The sequence below is a fragment of the Paenibacillus sp. J22P90 genome (genome assembly GCF_059692195.1).
Genome location: NZ_JCAUAY010000001.1, coordinates 1,000,231 through 1,017,171 on the forward strand (window position 1 = coordinate 1,000,231; position 16,941 = coordinate 1,017,171).

A 16,941-nucleotide genomic window follows, 5' to 3' on the forward strand; every position below is an offset into this window, starting at 1 on the left:
ACTACTTATGTAAATTCTACCAATCCTGTATAATAGATGAGAACGAAATAAGCGCCTAATGATGAGAGGATGATTCGATTGTTCAAGAAATTTGCGGCAGATGCACTAGGTTTAAGCGATATTGGTAAAGTGATTAGTCCAGCGGATTTTGATAAAGTCGATTCCGATGATTATGTCATGCATGAGGATGGCGAGAAAATTTTCTTCATTATCAAATCCAAGAAGGATGAGTACTGCTTTACTAACCTTGCCCTCATTCATTTGGATGGAGACAGTGCGATCAGCAGCAAGCGTGTGCTGAAACGTTATAGCTATCACCAACATGCCATTTCCCAAGTCTATATGGAAACGGCTGGAACGATTGATCTTGACGTTGAGATTAAGTTCATTATTGGTCACACGAACTTCTCAATTGATGTGGATAAGAAGCAAATCGAGCAGATTAAGGACTTATACAAAGCCTTAATCAAAATTTCGGAGACGGTATCCCACAACGAAGACTTGTTTGAATATGCCAAGCAAAGCGTAGTCATCGCGAAGGAAGCAACAGGTCGTATCTCAACGCAGTCGACTTCACCTGTAGCTCAATTCGATGCGATCAATGATTCAGCTTACAATTGGTTGAAGGGCAAGCATACGGAATTGAAGGTCAAAGATTTTGGTTCCATCTTTGAACGTTATATTAATAATTAATTTGAATATTAGGAAGCCTTGCTGACGCGCAGGGCTTTTTTTCATTTGAAAGTCTATAAAATCGTGATGAGTCAAAAAAATGGTTATTTTTTTAACTTGATAATCTAAAAAAATGCATATAAAATCCTCTAAGTAAGCGTTAACAACAGGGGTTGCTGAACAAGAATCGATTACTGGAGGGACATGACATGAAAGCAGGAAAATATTATTTTAAGCTGCTTCTGGTCATTTTTATTGTTGCGTTGCTCTATGCATCTGTGACTTCAGGCGTGTATTACTACAATCAGAATGAATTTGCTGACAAACGAATTGATGCGCAGCAGCGGGTTCTGATCGAGCAGGTGCGGGACAAAATTGACGGCATGCTGCTTTCTTCATTAAATAGTATCAACCGATTAAAGAGTAACGACAAGATTGTGGATTACAGCCGAGGGAGAGGCATTAATCCCTATTTTAATACATTAGCACTTGCGGAATTAAGAACGAACAACGATGCTTATGCCAATATTGGCTTTCGAATTGATATGACAATGAACAACTCGGGGACTGTTATTACGCCAGATTATACGATTGATACCGATCGGTATTTTCAAGAGCAAGGATTAAATAAAGAGCAAATTTTGCAGAAGCTATTTGGCCCAGCATCTGAGAATAGGCCGACTTCCATTTATGAGCTAGAAAGCGCAAACTCGCAATCGGTGAAATTAGCCGTGAAGGCTAAGCTTCCTAGGGCGGAGGACGTTTATTTTTTTGTGACCTTCAAGGCGGATGCGTTTATACCAGCATTGGGGAAGTTGACCAATGAAGCAATTTCCATTTTGTATAAGGATCAAATGATGTTTTTCTACACCGGTGATCCAGATTTAAGGGAGCAAAGTGAATTCTTACATAAGCAGTTATTAGCTTGGAATGCGGGCAAACAATTTGCCCAAGTCGAGATGCAGGCCAAAGCGGATCAATCCTTTTATTTGTTATCCAGCAAAGTGTTGAAGGATTGGAATTACAGCTACATTATTAATGAATCAGCAGCCGTTCAGGTGAGTAACGGTGTACTTCGAAATTCGCTCATCATTGGATTACTTTGTTTAATCGCGGGATTAATCATAGCTGCTGTGCTGGCCAGAAACGCTTATAAGCCGGTTCGGACGTTGGTGCATTATCATGAGGCAGCGGGCAACCGGCGTAAAACGAACGGGAAGGAAGATGAGTTTTCATTCCTGAGGTCAGTTACGGATACGTTTCAAAATACAAATAAAGAGCTTACGGAGATCATTCGACATCAAAAAGGCTCCTTGCAATCGAAATTTTTAAGAGATTTGCTGATTGGCAAGGTTTCCTATGCCGCTATGGAGGATGAGCTGTCCAAACATGAACTGCAGGTCATTGATCTGCCTTGTTCAGTTGCCGTTTTCGAAATGACAGACATTAAATCCCTGGATACGATGGAGCGAGAAAGCGTGCTGGCGGTGAAATCGCAATTTATCGCAAAAGCTGAGGAAGATCTTCGAGAAGCTGGAAAAGGTTTTGTCATCGATTTGGACTTTCATCGATTAGCGATCTTAGTGTGTGGCAAATCGGTTGATGATATGACCAAGTTCTGTAATCAATACATTCAAGAGATGGATCGTAATTATCCATTGCAATGGAAAGCTGTCGTAGGTAGAACCGTCACGGCGTATGCAGATATTGAAAGATCGTATCGAGACTGCTTGTATTTATTAGAGCTAGGCTTTGAATTTACGAGAAAATCTGTTATTTCCGCGGAAGATCGATCTACTTGGTTTATCAATCATTTGTATTACCCGCTGGAGGCAGAACGTGAACTCATTCAGTCGATCATGACGGGAGATGAGAAGGAAGCTGAAAGCTTGATCCATCAGCTGATCGCAAGGAATTGTGACTCAGAAGATGCCTTAAGCGGCAATATCAATAGCTTAACATTTGCATTCATTACCACGATTAATCGGATGTGCTTGCAGCTGCAAATACAGTCTTCAGATATCTTCGGACAAGAGTGGCAAGTCCGCTTGCTTCAACACCAGGAGCATGTGGATGCATACCGACAATCGATTATGGATTTGGTCCGACAGCTGCTAAATAAAGTAGACGTCAAAAATGCAGAGCTCGATCACGTATTGACGGATAAAATGGTGGCCTATATTCGAGATCATTATGACAAAGATATCTCTTTAACCGATATAAGTGAATATTTACAGCTTTCCTCGAGTTATGTGAGCGTCATTTTCAAGCAGTATACAGGTGAAAATTTTAAAGATTACTTGAATATGTATCGCGTGAAGAAGGCGAAGGAGTTCATAGAGCGAGAAGATGTCAAAATTCAAGATTTGGCTTTGCTCGTCGGATGTAATAATGCGAATACGTTTATTCGCATTTTTAAGAAATACGAAGGCGTTTCGCCAGGCCAGTACATGAAAAAACGAGATGCAGATGTGGGATAGCCCATAACTGCATCTCGTTTTTTTTGGATATACAAGCTTAATATCCTTATATATTGCGGGTTCTACAAGATCGTGATCATCACAAATTTTAATGATTTACGGTGAACCCAATCTGCCTATATAACTGATCTAAGAACCAAACGATGCTCACATATCCAGTAGGCCAGAAGGAAGTGAATGAATTGATAGGCAGAAATGTAAACGGTATCACAAGCAAGATAAGAAGAGATTACGCTTTATATCTATTGTTGGCCCCTTTCGTAGTATGGTACTTCCTGTTCCAATATAAGCCGATGTACGGGTTGATTGTGGCCTTTCAGGAGTACAACTTATTTAAAGGGATTAAGGGAAGCCCCTTCGTCGGGTTTGAAAACTTTGAAGTCTTCTTCAAAAGCCCCTATTTCCTAAGAAACCTGTCAAATACAGCGTTGATCAGTCTGTACAGCCTTATCTTTGCCTTTCCAGCGCCAATTCTGCTAGCTCTACTTCTGAATGAGGTGAGGAAGCTCTGGTTTACGAAAATCATTCAGACGATGACGTACATGCCGCATTTTATCTCCATCGTCATTGTTGCCGGGCTTGTGACTAACTTTTTAGCGCCAACGAATGGTTTCATTAACCTTTTGATTGAGAAGCTTGGCGGGGACAAAATTTACTTCCTCACCATCCCAGAGTATTTCCGCACCATTTTTATCTCGATGGGAATATGGAAGGAAGTCGGCTTTGGTGCCATCATCTACATCGCCGCTTTGTCTGGGGTGAATCCGGAGCTGTATGAAGCAGCCACGATGGATGGGGCGAACAAGCTGAAACGGATGTGGCATATTTCCATACCAGGCATTTTGCCCACGATTGTCATTATGCTGCTGCTCCGCATTAGTAACTTTCTTGAAGTTGGACACGAGGCAATCATTTTGTTATATCAGCCGTCCACCTATGCAACAGCAGATGTGCTAAGCACCTACACGTATCGGTCAGGACTAGTCCAAGGGAAATATGATTTGGCCACCGCTGTCGGGCTCTTTAACAATACAGTAGGTCTGATTCTAGTTTTCCTAAGCAATAAGATCAGTAAAAAATTAACCGGCAACGGACTGTGGTAGGTGCCCCCTATGAGACTATCCAGAGGAGAAAAGATTTTCTCCGCTATCAATTATCTGTTTCTTTCATTGCTCGCTATCTCCACGATTTATCCGTTTATTTATGTGTTCTCTGCCTCGATCAGTCAGGCGCAGTATGTCTTAAGAGGAGACGTGTATTTACTTCCAAAAGGAATTACGTGGGAGTCGTATCGGACAGTGCTGCAGGAGAAAGGGCTCTGGGTCGCTTATGCGAACACGATCTTTTATACGGTGGCAGGGACGCTCGTCAACCTGCTCTTCACAACAATGGGGGCGTATCCGCTCTCGAAAAAACGGTTAATGGGCAGAACAGCGATCGGCTTCTTCATTGCTTTTACGATGATGTTTAGCGCAGGGATGATACCCACGTACTTGAACCTTAAGGATTTGGGCTTGCTCAATAGCCGAACAGGATTTTTGCTCGCCTTTGCGATCTCGACGATGAATGTCATCATTCTCAGAACGTTCTTGCAGGCGATACCGGAGGAAATGGAAGAATCGGCGAAGGTCGACGGAGCCAGCGACTGGCGAATACTCTGGAGCTTCTATCTCCCGCTTTCGAAGCCAGCGTTGGCGACAATCGGTCTGTTCTACGCAGTTGGGCATTGGAATTCCTATTTCTGGGCGATGGTGCTGCTAAAGGCAGAATCGAAAATGCCCTTACAGGTATTGTTGAAGAAGCTGGTCGTGCAAATGGAAGTTGCTGACGAAATCAAGAATTTGAGCGATTTAAGTGTGACGGCGCAAGAAACTGTGATTTATGCCACGATCATTGTGGCGACACTGCCGATCCTGATAGTGTATCCATTCGTTCAGAAGTTTTTTGTAAAAGGTGTCATGATTGGCTCTTTGAAGGGGTAGTGCAATTCTGATAGAAAAGAATCAGGATTGTTAACTTTTGGAATTACGTCACATGACGTTTTTCTTATATATAATAAACATATAATGGGAGGTTTTCGATCAATGATGAATAAACCGTCACGCATGAACAAAGGGGTCGCGCTAGTATTAACAATGGGTCTTGCAGCAGGTTTAGTGGGCTGCAGCACGAGCAGCAACAGCAGTGAGTCAACAGCAGCAAGCAATGCGCCTGCAGCAACGCCAGAGCCGAAGAAATTAGCAGGCTCCCTAGTGAGTGAGAAGCCTCTCGATCTAACGATACATATGCATTATGGCGATCGCTTTGCATTCGATAATAACTGGGCCGTGTTCAAGAAGGCTGCTGAGTTAACGAATGTGAACTTGAAAGGCACAGGACCAAGCAGCGGCTCAAAGAGCGGCGAAATGTTCAACCTGATGATCGCATCGAACGAAGTTCCCGATATCGTACACGGGTTCCGTGAAACGATGAAAACATATGGCCCACAAGGTGCTTTGATGGACTTAACCGAGTTGATTAATAAAAACGCACCAAACTTGAAGAAGTTTATGGATAAGGATCCTGACTACGCCAGATATGCCAAAGCGGCTGATGGCAAAATTTACTTCATTCCGTACGTCTATGATGGAAGCGGTGTTAGTAAAGGCTGGCTTATTCGCAAAGATTGGCTGACAAAGCTGGGTCTCCAAGTTCCTAAGACGTATCAGGAGTATTATAACGTGTTGAAAGCGTTTAAGGAAAAGGACCCGAACGGGAATGGCAAAGCGGATGAAGTTCCGTATTTCAGCCGAGATACTAGCGGGATCTATGATCTGCTTGTGTTTTTTGATGCGACGTACGGTGGGGATCTGACGCTGCAATGGGCGGAATCTGGGGGCAAGTTGACTTATGGACCTACACAGCCGCAATTCAAGAACGCTATGATTAATATTGCCAAATGGTATAAAGAAGGACTTATTGACGTTGAAATCTTTACTAGAGGGGCTAAAGCTAGGGATGTTCTGTTAGGCGAAAATAAAGGCGGATCAACGCATGACTTCTTCCCAAGTACATTGAACTTCAATCGCTCGTTGGCTACGCAAGTGCCAGGCTTTGAATTAGCTGTCATCGCCCCTCCTCAAAACGTAAACGGCAAGCATGTCGAGGCGACTTGGCAGCAAAAATTCGGTAATCATGGCATGGGAATCGGCGCGAAAAATAAATACCCTGTAGAATCCATTAAATACTTGGATTTCTGGTTCTCGGAAGAAGGCAATCGCTTGGCCAATTTCGGGGTAGAAGGTCAAACATATACGAAGGAAAACGGACAAATTAAGATGATGCCGGAAATTATGAAAGGCACACCTTTGGAAAATATGTATAAGTTCGGTGCGCAGCATGAATTCGGTTATGTGCAATCGCTAGAGTTCACTAAGCTTGTATCTACACCGGATTCCATCACAGCTGTGGAGGACTACTCCAAAAATCAGTATATGAAAAAGCCGTTCCCCATCTTAAATTATACGGCAGAAGAGAAAAAGAAATTTGATCAATTATCAGTAGCGATTAACACCTATGTGAGAGAAATGGTTCAAAAGTGGATTATGGGTGCGGAAGATGTCGAGAAGAGCTATGACGGCTTTATGAAGAAACTGAAAGATATGGGTGTTGATGAATTCACTGAAGTACAGCAATCCGCTTATAGCCGCTATATGAAATAAGGAATTGAAGACATATACGGAGTAGGTGATTGGGCTGGCAGGCTGGATGCAGGTAAGAGATTTGGCAAGAGAAGAACTGCGGCAAAAGCGAGAAGAAGGCTGCGACGTGACGGAATTTGAAGCGCGATGGGCAGCTTCCAAAGAATGGACGGAGGATGAGCTGAAGGCATTTTACCAAGCCTTAACTCAACTAAGCCCTCAATCGGACTTCCCATATAACGAGCCGAACTCCTTAGAAGAGATTAGACAGTTAAGACCGGAAAGTCCCCAAAGAAGCAACCCTACTTTTACGGATGAAGAATGGAGAGATAAGTTCCATGGCGCATGGCTTGGTCGGTGTTCCGGCTGTGCGCTGGGGCTGCCTTTCGAAACGGCTCCGTTCATGAAAGGGGATAGTCGGCATCCTGGTTGGAAATACGTCAAGCTGTGGTTTAAGGGAGCGGATGCATGGCCAATCGACAATTATGCACCGATGCACTCGCAGGTAGAACAAAACGGGGCGTTATCGCTTCGTCCGTCGAATCTGATTGCGACTCGTGAACAACTGCAGTTCATGCCGACCGATGATGATATCCGCTACACCGTTCTGGGATTAGTTTTGCTCGAACGCTATGGCTTGGCGTTTAACACATGGGATATTGGCAAGCTCTGGCACCAAATGCTGCCCTATCAGGCGGTTTGCACAGCTGAAACCCAAGCGTATTTGAATTTCGCCCAGGTGACACATCACCTGGGTGCTACACAGCCAGAAGACTGGCAGGATAGGCTAAACTGGGTGAGACATCATCTCAACCCCTACCGGGAATGGATCGGCGCACAGATTCGTGCGGATGGTCTGGCTTATGGCGCTGCTGGAAATCCGGAGTTAGCAGCAGAATTGGCCTGGAGAGATGCGTCATTCTCCCATGTTAAGAATGGGATATATGGGGAAATGTTCGTTGCGGCGATGATCGCATCTGCTTTTGTGGAAACGGATATCGAAAGGGTCGTTGAGATCGGCTTGCGTGAAATTCCGCATACTAGCCGGCTAGCCCACGATATTCGCAAGGCGATTCAGATTGCCAAGACCACGCCGGATCAACTCGAGATGATTGACCGAATTTGGCATGCTTTTAACCATTATCACGAGGTGCACACCAACAATAATGCTGCACTTGTAACAGCTGCGCTCATCCATGGTGATGGTGATTTTACCAAGGCGATCGCAACTGCGGTACTGGGAGGCTGGGATACGGATTGCAATGGCGCAACCGTTGGTTCGATCATGGGCGCTTTCCTTGGCGCGAAGAACATTCCGTCGCAATGGACACGGCCATTGAACGATACCTTGTATTCGAATATTCCAGGTTTTCACCCCATTGCGATATCGGAATGTGCGGAGCGGAGCTTTCAGGTGTTTGAGAAAATAAGATCAGAACAGTAAGTATCTTTTCCAATATGGAGGAGGAACGAACTTTGAAGAAAATGGTATCAGCTCTAATTTTATTGATTACGATATTTACCTGCTCAAGCATTGTTCATGCGGAAGACAACCAAACCAATAGCGGTTGGACGGAAATTAGTACGAGCTCAGACAGCTTAATCGTATATGTAAGCAGCTCTGAAGGTGATGATTCCTCGGATGGACTTTCAGCTAACACGCCTGTGAAAACGCTTGCTAAAGCAGCTTCGTTGGTTCGAGATGGGTATCCGGATCATATGCTGTTGAAAAGAGGGGATACGTGGACCGACGAAACGTTAGGCCGGTTTAAATCAGGCCGAAACGCAAGCGAGCCGCTTGTCCTTTCCTATTATGGTCACACTGGTGATAGGCCGAAACTGAAGATTAGTACCCATTTTATCGATCATAACGGTCAGGTGCGTTCCCATTTAGCTATCATAGGTCTTCATATTGTGGCTTATAAAATGGACCCCGCTGATCCCGCTTTCAACGGGACTTCGATGGCAAGTTTACGCTTCGTGGGCGGCGGAGACAATATCTTAGTCGAAGATTGTAAGTTTGAATTTACAGATATCATTGTCCAAAACTATTTAACCTTTAAATATCAAAATTTTAAACTCAGAAGATCCATTGTAACAGATGTTTGGGCACCGAATACGTCGACCAGCAATGCGATAAGACCTTCGGGCATTTATGCGACAAGTGTAGATGGACTTTTACTGGAAGAAAATCTGTTTGATCACAACGGTTGGAATGAGTCCGTTCCTGGTGCTGGAGCCAATCAATACAATCACAATATGTATATTCAGACGAGCAATGTAGGCAATCATGTCGTTGTGCGAGGGAATATCATTGCGCGAGGTGCCAGTCATGGCATTCATGGTCGGCCAGGCGGCTTGTATGAGGATAATTTGATCGTGGAGAATTCCGTCGGTTTACAGATGGGCTATAGCGGTACACCATTGGCAGCCGGAACGTTCGCCCATGCCAAGAATAACGTTATTTTGGCAGGAAAAAGGATGGATCCAACCAATAGCAGCGCACCCAGAACAGCTGCCGTATGGGGACTTTGGCTCGATGATCTAGGGAGCGGGACAGTTACGCTCGAGGGCAACATTGTTGCTAATCGGAAAGAGCTAGGCTCCTATGTCGGGATTAGGAATTACGCTGGGATTAATTATGCGGGAAATATCCAGTATAACTGGGGCGGCGGGATCGGCGATATGGTCAATCCCACTTGGGACGATCCTTCGCGCTCAGTTGATTCCTACCATGGCACGTTAGGTAAAACCGCAACCTTACAAGCCTTTTTAACAGAGACCAGAAACCGTGGACTCAAAGAATGGCCGCTTGAATATACATCCTATCAGGTCAATGCTTACATTCGCGATGGCTTTAAAGATACGAAAGCGCCTACGGCAGCTGTGACATATAGCACGGTTGATCCTGGAGCAGAGGAAGTCATAGCCACGATAACACCAAGTGAAGCTGTGACCATCACGAATAATGAGGGTTCAAACAGCTACAGATTCCTTTTTAATGACACCTTTACGTTTGAATTTGTAGATGCCTCAGGAAACCGTGGTACAGCTACTGCGATAGTTGGGAATATCCCCTCTAAGAGTACAGGCAAGCCTGGCAAGCCAGTTCTAAGCGATGATAATGGACATGATACCGGGCTGCTAGATGGCAATTATCAAGTGAAAATGAATTTGTACTACGGAAATAACGGCCGAGTGTATAAGCTTTACGAGAATGATGTCCTTATGGATACGGTCATTCTAATGGATGAATCACCAAGCGCACAAACCGTAACAACCTCCGTCTACGGCAAAAAGAACGGCAGCTATCGGTATTATGCGGAGCTTACCAATGCATTCGGTACGACAAGAAGTGAAGTCCGAGAAGTGAAAGTAACGAATGCTGCTCCAGGGAAAGCCGTTCTTTCCTCGGACAATTGGGATGGAGATGGCAGCTATAAGGTTAGTATGCATATGTGGTGGGGAACGAACGGCTCGACCTATCATCTCTATGAGAACGGCGTGCTCATCCATACACAATCTTTGATTCAGCAAACACCAGCTGCCCAATCAGCGGAGGTCCTATTAACGAATCGAAGCGTTGGAACGTATGCGTATCGCGCAGAGCTTGTTAATGATGCTGGGGCAACATCAAGTGAGGTATTCATTGTAAACGTTAAGAAATAAGCACAATAAGCTTTAGGAGGCTGATTTTAATGAAAAACATATCCATTGCTTCATATTCATTTAACGGACTGCGCAAGGAAGGCAAGATCGACCTATTTGGGTACTTGGAGTCCTGCAAATTCCGTTACGGCTTGGAAACAGCCGATATTTGGAACGGCATGCTGCTCAGCACGGAAGAAGATTATCTACGAAAAGTTAAAGAAGCGCTTGAAGAAAAGGAACTTAAGCTCGTAAATCTGTGCGTTGACTGGGCAGATTTGTGGCATGACGATCGGGAGCAGCGCGAGGAGCTGCGTCGTAACGCATTTGCCCATCTGCGTGCGGCAGAGTATCTCGGAGCGAAGACGATGCGCCTCGACTTTGGGGTACGTGATCAGACGGATCTGACGGAGGAGCAGTTCGACTGTATCGTTTCCGGATACAAGGAATACAGCGAATTTGCTTACAACGCCGGGTTCAAGGTAGGACCCGAAAATCATTACGGCGCTCAGCTGTATCCCGACGTGATGCAGCGGGTTTCCGAAGCCGTTGACCACCCGGCATACGGGATTCTGTTGCATTTTAACCGCTGGCGCAGCGATATCGAGAATGGCGATCGTAGGCTAGCCAAGTACATTATGCACACCCATCTAGACGCCAATAATATGGTGAATCGTCTGGAGGAATGTCTAACAATATTGCATGATGCCGATTACCAAGGCTGTGTAGGCTTGGAGTACAATGCACCAGGGGATCAATATGCTGAGGTGGAATGGTTGCTTTCCTCGGTCAAGCGTGCTATTAAAACGAAATCACTACATAAGGGAGAATAACAATCATGGGGAAAAAGAGAATCGGCATGATCGGCGTTGGACAAATTGCCAAAGGCCATTTGAAGCGATATGCAGAAATCGCAGATGCGGAAATCGTTGCGGCTTGCGATATTAATGAAGCGGAGCTGGATCGCGTCTGTACGGCAAATCAAATCCCGCATAAGTATACGGATTTCCGTAAACTGTTGGAGCGCGACGATCTAGATGCTGTGGATGTGTGCCTTCATAATAACTACCATGCGGCTGTAACCATTGCCGCGTTGGAAGCTGGGAAGCACGTCTATTGTGAGAAGCCGATTGCCGGCTCTTACACAGACGGCGTCAAAATGGTTCAGGCTGCGGCGGACACCGGTCGTATGCTTCATGTGCAGCTTGGACAGCTGTACACGAAGGAAACGAAGGCAGCCAAGCTGCTCATCGAAGACGGCAAGCTGGGCCGACTGTACCATGCTCGCTCGACAGGATACCGGCGTCGCGGTCGTCCTTACGTCGACGGCTATGGCACGCCGACGTTTGTACGCAAGCAGGAATCTGCAGGCGGCGCGCTGTTCGATATGGGCATCTACCACATTTCACAAATGCTGTACCTGCTTGGCCAACCGACGGTGGAGCGGGTGAGTGGGAAAATCTATCAAGAAACGGACATGGACCCCAAGCGTCGCGAGGAGAGCGGCTACAATGTCGAAGAGCTTGGGCTTGGCTTCGTGAAGTTCGCTGGCGGTGCGTCGCTGGATATTATCGAAGCGTGGGCGATCCATATGAACGAATTCGAGGGCAGCAGTATCGTCGGTTCACAAGGCGGCATTCGACTGTCACCATTCAGCTATCATACGACGATTAGCGATTTGGAAATTGATTCGACCGTGAAGCTGGATGCGATGGATTTCCGCCGTCACAAGCTATTCGAGAATGAGGATGCCTATGATTCCTCCCAGAATCACTGGATCGCAGCGCTGCAAGGACGCGTGCCGCTGCTGCCAACAGCGCAGCTTGCGCTGCAGACGATGCTGATCAGTGAAGGGATTTACATGTCCGATCGACTGGGCCGAGAAGTTGGAGCGGACGAAATTCTCGCCGAATCCACTTCTACGATGATTAATATCTAATGGCAGGCAAGCTTGAAAAGCAAGCAGCCTCAGTGCCCGCGTCGATATCGGTGTCGATGAACACCCATTTAACGAAGTATTCCATGCACCTCTATATTTTGCTGTACTATATGGCGGTTTCTTCTTACCAGCCATTTTTGAGTTATTGGTTCTCCCAACAAGGTCTGAGCAACAGCCAAATCGGTCTTCTATATTCACTAGGACCGATGATCGGACTTGCGGCTCAGCCTGTATGGGGGCTGCTGAGCGACCGGTTTGACATCGGCAAGCGACTAGTTTTGGCCAGTCTTTTACTGACTCCGCTAGTTGCTTTCTGTTATCTGCTGGCAGGGGATAGGTTTTACTTGTATATTATTGTGTCCGCTTTTTACACCTTTTTGTTCTCCGTTGTGAGACCGAATATGGAACAGCTGACAGTAGGTCATGCCAAAGCGCACGGACAAAGCTACGGCAACATCCGTGTGCTAGGATCGATCAGCTTTGCACTTGCGGTGACGCCATTAGGCATCATGTACAACAAGTACGGCATTAATACGATGTTTGTCGTCCATATGCTCATGATGGCGCTCGCGTTCGGTGCGCTGCTGCTCGTCAAGCCGGTAAGCTCCGGTACACTGAAGACGAAAGCGATGGCATCTGGCTTTCAGCAGTTAATGGGTAATCGCAGTTTTATTTTATTTCTCGTGTGTGCGTTTCTACTCGGCATCGCCAGCAACTTTTACAATGTATTTTTCCCGATGCTTGTTAGCAAGCTAGGTGGCGAAGTGGCACAGAACATCGGCCTGCTAAATACGGTTTCGGCCATTAGTGAATTGCCTTTCTTGATATTATCGGGGTATTTGCTGAAACGATTTGGTTTTTTCAACATTCTTGCCTTGTGCGCACTTGCAGCTGCGCTGCGCTGGTTCGTGATGTCCATGGAGCCGGCCTTCGGTTTGCTGCTTATCAATCAAGTACTTCACGGCATAACGTTTGGTCTGTACACAGCAGCTGGCATTACTTTCATTTATGAAATGACTCCGGATGGACTTAAGACTACTGGGCAGACGATGTTTGCAGTGATTTCAGTCAATTTGGCGAGCCTGATATCCAGCAATGGGGGTGGCTGGATTGTGGATCGATTTAATTTTAATACGTTGTATACAATTGGAACGTTGTTAGCCCTTGTTGCAGCCTTCATGTTCTGGTACATGTCTGTGATGCATCGACGGGAGCAACGCAATGTGCTGAATCCACAAGAATGAGGAGGTCTGAAAACACCATGGCTTATAGGGAAGAAAGCAAGCGTTGGCAAGGCATGTGGATTTGGACCGATGGTATGGAGCGAAGCAGCGCTTTAAGAGACCATGAACTTGTCTATTTCCGACGCGAATTCGAAGTTGAGCATGCGACAGACGTTAAACTCATCGTACAGGTTTCTGCAGATAGCCGATACCGGCTGTATTTGAATGGAGAATCGGTGGCAGTCGGTCCTTGTAAAGGGGATGCATGGAATCATTACTATGAAACGGTCGATCTAACTGATCAGCTTAAACCAGGAAAAAACGTGCTGGCAGCGAAGGTGCTGCATTATTACTATGCATCCCCGTGGCATGGCGAAGGGAAAGCGGGTCCAATGTCTGTCACTCGTGCGGAGTTAGGCGGATTCTGGTTGGATGGAGCATTGGTTAGGGCGGATGGAAGCCTTGTCGATGCCTTACATTCGGATGAAAGATGGAAATGCTTCGCGGACAAAGGCTACCATTTAGAGCCGACGAAGGTAACTTCGTGGCTTGGCGGCTTGGAGTGTGTCGAAGGCACGCACATCCCGCACGGCTGGCAGCAGATCGCCTTCGATGACGGTGACTGGCAATCAGCAGTACCTTTTATGGCTACAAGGGATAATTGGGGGTTGTTTTTGCCATGGAATTTGAAAGCTAGACCGATTCCTGCGCTTGCTGAGAAGGTAACCGATTGGGCAAAGGTAGTACGGACTGAGGGGATAGAAGCCGGTAAGTTTCAACGGTTGGCTGAAGGTACTGATGTTGTCACCGTGCAGCCGGGAGGCAAGGTATGGGCTGAGTTTGATGTGGGCATGCTCGCAACCGGCTATATTCAGCTGTCGATGATCGGTGGCGCGGGAAGTCATATCCGCCTGTTATGTGCAGAATGCTATGAACCAATACCGTCAATGACGGGCAAAAGGGAAAAAGGAATTCGCGATCAGGCCGAAGGCGGCTGTCTGCTCGGCGAATTTGATCAGTATACGGTGGCTGGCGTCGGAACGGAGCAAAGTCCTGAGAGCTATGAACCATTTACGTTCCGTACGGCTCGTTTCGTACGGGTTGAAGTGCAAGCTGGAGATGCACAAATCCAACTAACCAGCTTTACATTTAGGGATACCGGGTATCCGCTTGAAATAGAAGGAACTTTTACCTGTTCGGATCCGGAGCTGAATCAAATTTGGGATATAAGCATCAATACACTTCTAAGATGTATGCACGAGACGTATGAGGATTGCCCCTATTACGAGCAATTGCAATACATTATGGATACTAGGCTGCAAATGATGTATACCTATCAGCTATCGACGGATGATCGTCTGCCAAGACGCGCGCTGTTCGATTTTCATAGCTCAAGACTGCCATCCGGCATGTTGCAATGCCGATATCCGTCGATGGAGCCGCGTGTGATTCCGTCATTTTCGTTGTATTGGATTCATATGTTGTATGAGCATTATATGTACTTCGGAGACCTGGAGCTGATCAAGTCATATCGGGCCACGATGTCTGATCTGCTGCAATGGTTCGACGACTTACTTACGCCTGAAGGTTATGTTGGGTCAACGCCAGATAAGTACTGGTGCTATATCGATAATGTAAAAGATTGGACTTCCGGCTCGCCTGCAGGTCGAGAAAACCCGCCGCTTACGATTCTAAGTCTGATGTACGCTGCAGCGCTCGAAAGAGCGGCAAAGCTCTACGAGTGGACTGGTTGGCGAGATGCGGCACGGGAATGCCTAGATAAGCAGGAGCAAGTCAATGAGGCGGTGCGCAAACATTGCTGGTCGCAAGATCGTAAGATCTTTGTGGATATACCTCAAACGGACAAAACCAGCCAGCATGTGCAGGTTTGGGCTGTTTTATCTGGTGCGGTCAAAGAGGGAGAAGCTCGTGAGCTGATGCTGCGCATGTTGGACGACAATACGTTGGACAAGGTATCTACGCCAATGTCCTTCCAATTGTGTAGAGCATTGGAAATGACTGGTTTGTATCCCCATGCCCATCAGCAATGGGATCGTTGGAGATCCTTCCTTGACCAGCATTTGACGACACTTCCGGAGATCGATCATAAATCTCCGCGCAGCGATTGCCATGCTTGGAGTGCGTTACCGCTATCCGAATATGCCACGATGGTGCTTGGTGTTCAGCCACTCGAGCCGGGCTTCAATAAAATTAAGATTGCCCCCCAGATTGAGGGCTTGCAATGGGCGAAAGGCACGGTGCCAACGGTGAAAGGGCTTGTACACGTGGAATGGAGCGTAGAAGCGAGTGTACATGTTAAGATACGTTTGTCAGCGCCTACTGGCGTGCCTGTCCAACTTAATCTCCCTAACGGGACGGAAATCATGGTAGAGGACTGTCAAGCGTATGAAATCTGGTGCCGATTGGATGAATAAACAGAAGCAGGTTTATTTGATTACGCGTGGGGATGATTGTGGGCTTAACGCTTCTACGAATAAGGCTCTACTAGAGGCATGTCAAAAAGGGATACTAAAAAATGTGTCCGTTATGGCCAATGGACCCGCAATCGAACAAGCTGCTGAATTGTTCGCAGGTCATCCTGACATTTGTTTTGGACTGCATTTAACCTTCAATTCCGAGTGGGATCGGTTGAAATGGGGCGCGGTCCAACCGAAAGATAAGGTAGCATCGCTTATAGACGCTGATGGTTACTTCTTTCCAACAACGGCGATGCTTAAAGAAAATCATCCGAGCTTGGAAGAAGCGATGTCCGAGGTGCAGGCACAGTTAGACAGACTTCGCGGGCTAGGCTTTCATATTTCGTATGTGGATGAGCATATGCAATTCGGACTTGTTATTAAAGGTTTTACGGAGGCGTTGGATGCTTGGTGCCGCCAAGAGGGGCTCATTTATTTTCGCTGGATGGATCACCGCATGCCCATGGTTTGGATAGGCTCGGATCGCGTGGACAATGTGATAGCGGCTCTGAGCGGACTTGAAGCCGGATGCTACACATGGGTTACTCATCCTGCTGCATACAGCAAGGAAGATATCCGCCTGCTTGGCAATGAGCGTTATCCTGGGGAAAAAGTGGTCACTGACCGTAAATGGGATCGGGAACTGCTGCTAAATAAACGTATTATGGATTTTTGTATGGAGCATGGGATTCAGCTGATTCGATATGATGAAGTTGATATTAATGGAGCTAGGCGGCTTTAATGCGCTTAGCTCTTTTGCTTTAGGCATCCGAGCCGCCATTAATAACATCCAATGGAAATTCCTCTCATATAAGCCACAAT

12 protein-coding genes are annotated in these 16,941 nt (G+C 46.4%); all 12 read left to right on the forward strand.

The features are described 5' to 3' along the window. Positions 1–78 precede the first annotated feature (78 nt). The 12 genes from AC58UX_RS03565 to AC58UX_RS03620 all read left to right on the forward strand — a co-directional run bounded on the left by AC58UX_RS03565 (position 79) and on the right by AC58UX_RS03620 (position 16,861). A complete protein-coding gene (locus AC58UX_RS03565) occupies positions 79–693 on the forward strand; it encodes a PH domain-containing protein (protein ID WP_497249714.1) in 615 nt (204 codons plus the stop codon). 188 nt (positions 694–881) lie between these two features. Then, positions 882–3,152 carry an AraC family transcriptional regulator gene (locus tag AC58UX_RS03570; RefSeq protein WP_497249715.1) on the forward strand — a complete coding sequence of 757 codons (2,271 nt, stop codon included), beginning with the start codon at positions 882–884 and terminating at the stop codon, positions 3,150–3,152. 173 nt (positions 3,153–3,325) lie between these two features. Further along, positions 3,326–4,255: an ABC transporter permease gene (locus AC58UX_RS03575; RefSeq protein WP_497249716.1), complete on the forward strand. Its 930-nt coding sequence runs from the start codon at positions 3,326–3,328 to the stop codon at positions 4,253–4,255. Positions 4,256–4,264: 9 nt separating this feature from the next. Further along, complete coding sequence (locus tag AC58UX_RS03580) at positions 4,265–5,134, forward strand: carbohydrate ABC transporter permease (RefSeq protein ID WP_497249717.1); 870 nt, start codon at positions 4,265–4,267, stop codon at positions 5,132–5,134. A gap of 102 nt (positions 5,135–5,236) precedes the next feature. Next, complete coding sequence (locus AC58UX_RS03585; protein WP_497249718.1) at positions 5,237–6,853, forward strand: extracellular solute-binding protein; 1,617 nt, start codon at positions 5,237–5,239, stop codon at positions 6,851–6,853. A gap of 34 nt (positions 6,854–6,887) precedes the next feature. After that, positions 6,888–8,276: an ADP-ribosylglycohydrolase family protein gene (locus AC58UX_RS03590; protein WP_497250046.1), complete on the forward strand. Its 1,389-nt coding sequence runs from the start codon at positions 6,888–6,890 to the stop codon at positions 8,274–8,276. A 32-nt stretch (positions 8,277–8,308) separates the two neighbouring features. Next, a complete protein-coding gene (locus AC58UX_RS03595; RefSeq protein ID WP_497249719.1) occupies positions 8,309–10,501 on the forward strand; it encodes a hypothetical protein in 2,193 nt (730 codons plus the stop codon). A gap of 29 nt (positions 10,502–10,530) precedes the next feature. Then, positions 10,531–11,313 carry a sugar phosphate isomerase/epimerase family protein gene (locus tag AC58UX_RS03600; protein ID WP_497249720.1) on the forward strand — a complete coding sequence of 261 codons (783 nt, stop codon included), beginning with the start codon at positions 10,531–10,533 and terminating at the stop codon, positions 11,311–11,313. A 5-nt stretch (positions 11,314–11,318) separates the two neighbouring features. Next, on the forward strand, positions 11,319–12,419 hold the full coding sequence (locus AC58UX_RS03605; protein WP_497249721.1) for a Gfo/Idh/MocA family protein: 1,101 nt from the start codon (positions 11,319–11,321) through the stop codon (positions 12,417–12,419). After that, positions 12,419–13,663, forward strand: coding sequence for an MFS transporter (locus tag AC58UX_RS03610; RefSeq protein ID WP_497249722.1), 1,245 nt, complete (start codon positions 12,419–12,421; stop codon positions 13,661–13,663). Before AC58UX_RS03605 ends, AC58UX_RS03610 begins: the two co-directional genes overlap by 1 nt. A 17-nt stretch (positions 13,664–13,680) precedes the next feature. Then, complete coding sequence (locus AC58UX_RS03615) at positions 13,681–16,077, forward strand: alpha-L-rhamnosidase-related protein (RefSeq protein ID WP_497249723.1); 2,397 nt, start codon at positions 13,681–13,683, stop codon at positions 16,075–16,077. Next, positions 16,070–16,861 (forward strand): ChbG/HpnK family deacetylase, encoded by a 792-nt coding sequence (locus tag AC58UX_RS03620; RefSeq protein ID WP_497249724.1) that lies wholly within the window; start codon positions 16,070–16,072, stop codon positions 16,859–16,861. The genes AC58UX_RS03615 and AC58UX_RS03620 overlap by 8 nt, the downstream gene beginning before the upstream one ends. Positions 16,862–16,941 lie beyond the last annotated feature (80 nt).

Bases quoted from the DNA above. Each gene is read 5' to 3' on its own strand.
- AC58UX_RS03570 (WP_497249715.1), top strand. From the start codon at position 882: ATGAAAGCAGGAAAATATTATTTTAAGCTGCTTCTGGTCATTTTTATT.
- AC58UX_RS03580 (WP_497249717.1), top strand. From the start codon at position 4,265: ATGAGACTATCCAGAGGAGAAAAGATTTTCTCCGCTATCAATTATCTG.
- AC58UX_RS03585 (WP_497249718.1), top strand. From the start codon at position 5,237: ATGATGAATAAACCGTCACGCATGAACAAAGGGGTCGCGCTAGTATTA.
- AC58UX_RS03600 (WP_497249720.1), top strand. From the start codon at position 10,531: ATGAAAAACATATCCATTGCTTCATATTCATTTAACGGACTGCGCAAG.
- AC58UX_RS03605 (WP_497249721.1), top strand. From the start codon at position 11,319: ATGGGGAAAAAGAGAATCGGCATGATCGGCGTTGGACAAATTGCCAAA.
- AC58UX_RS03610 (WP_497249722.1), top strand. From the start codon at position 12,419: ATGGCAGGCAAGCTTGAAAAGCAAGCAGCCTCAGTGCCCGCGTCGATA.
- AC58UX_RS03615 (WP_497249723.1), top strand. From the start codon at position 13,681: ATGGCTTATAGGGAAGAAAGCAAGCGTTGGCAAGGCATGTGGATTTGG.
- AC58UX_RS03620 (WP_497249724.1), top strand. From the start codon at position 16,070: ATGAATAAACAGAAGCAGGTTTATTTGATTACGCGTGGGGATGATTGT.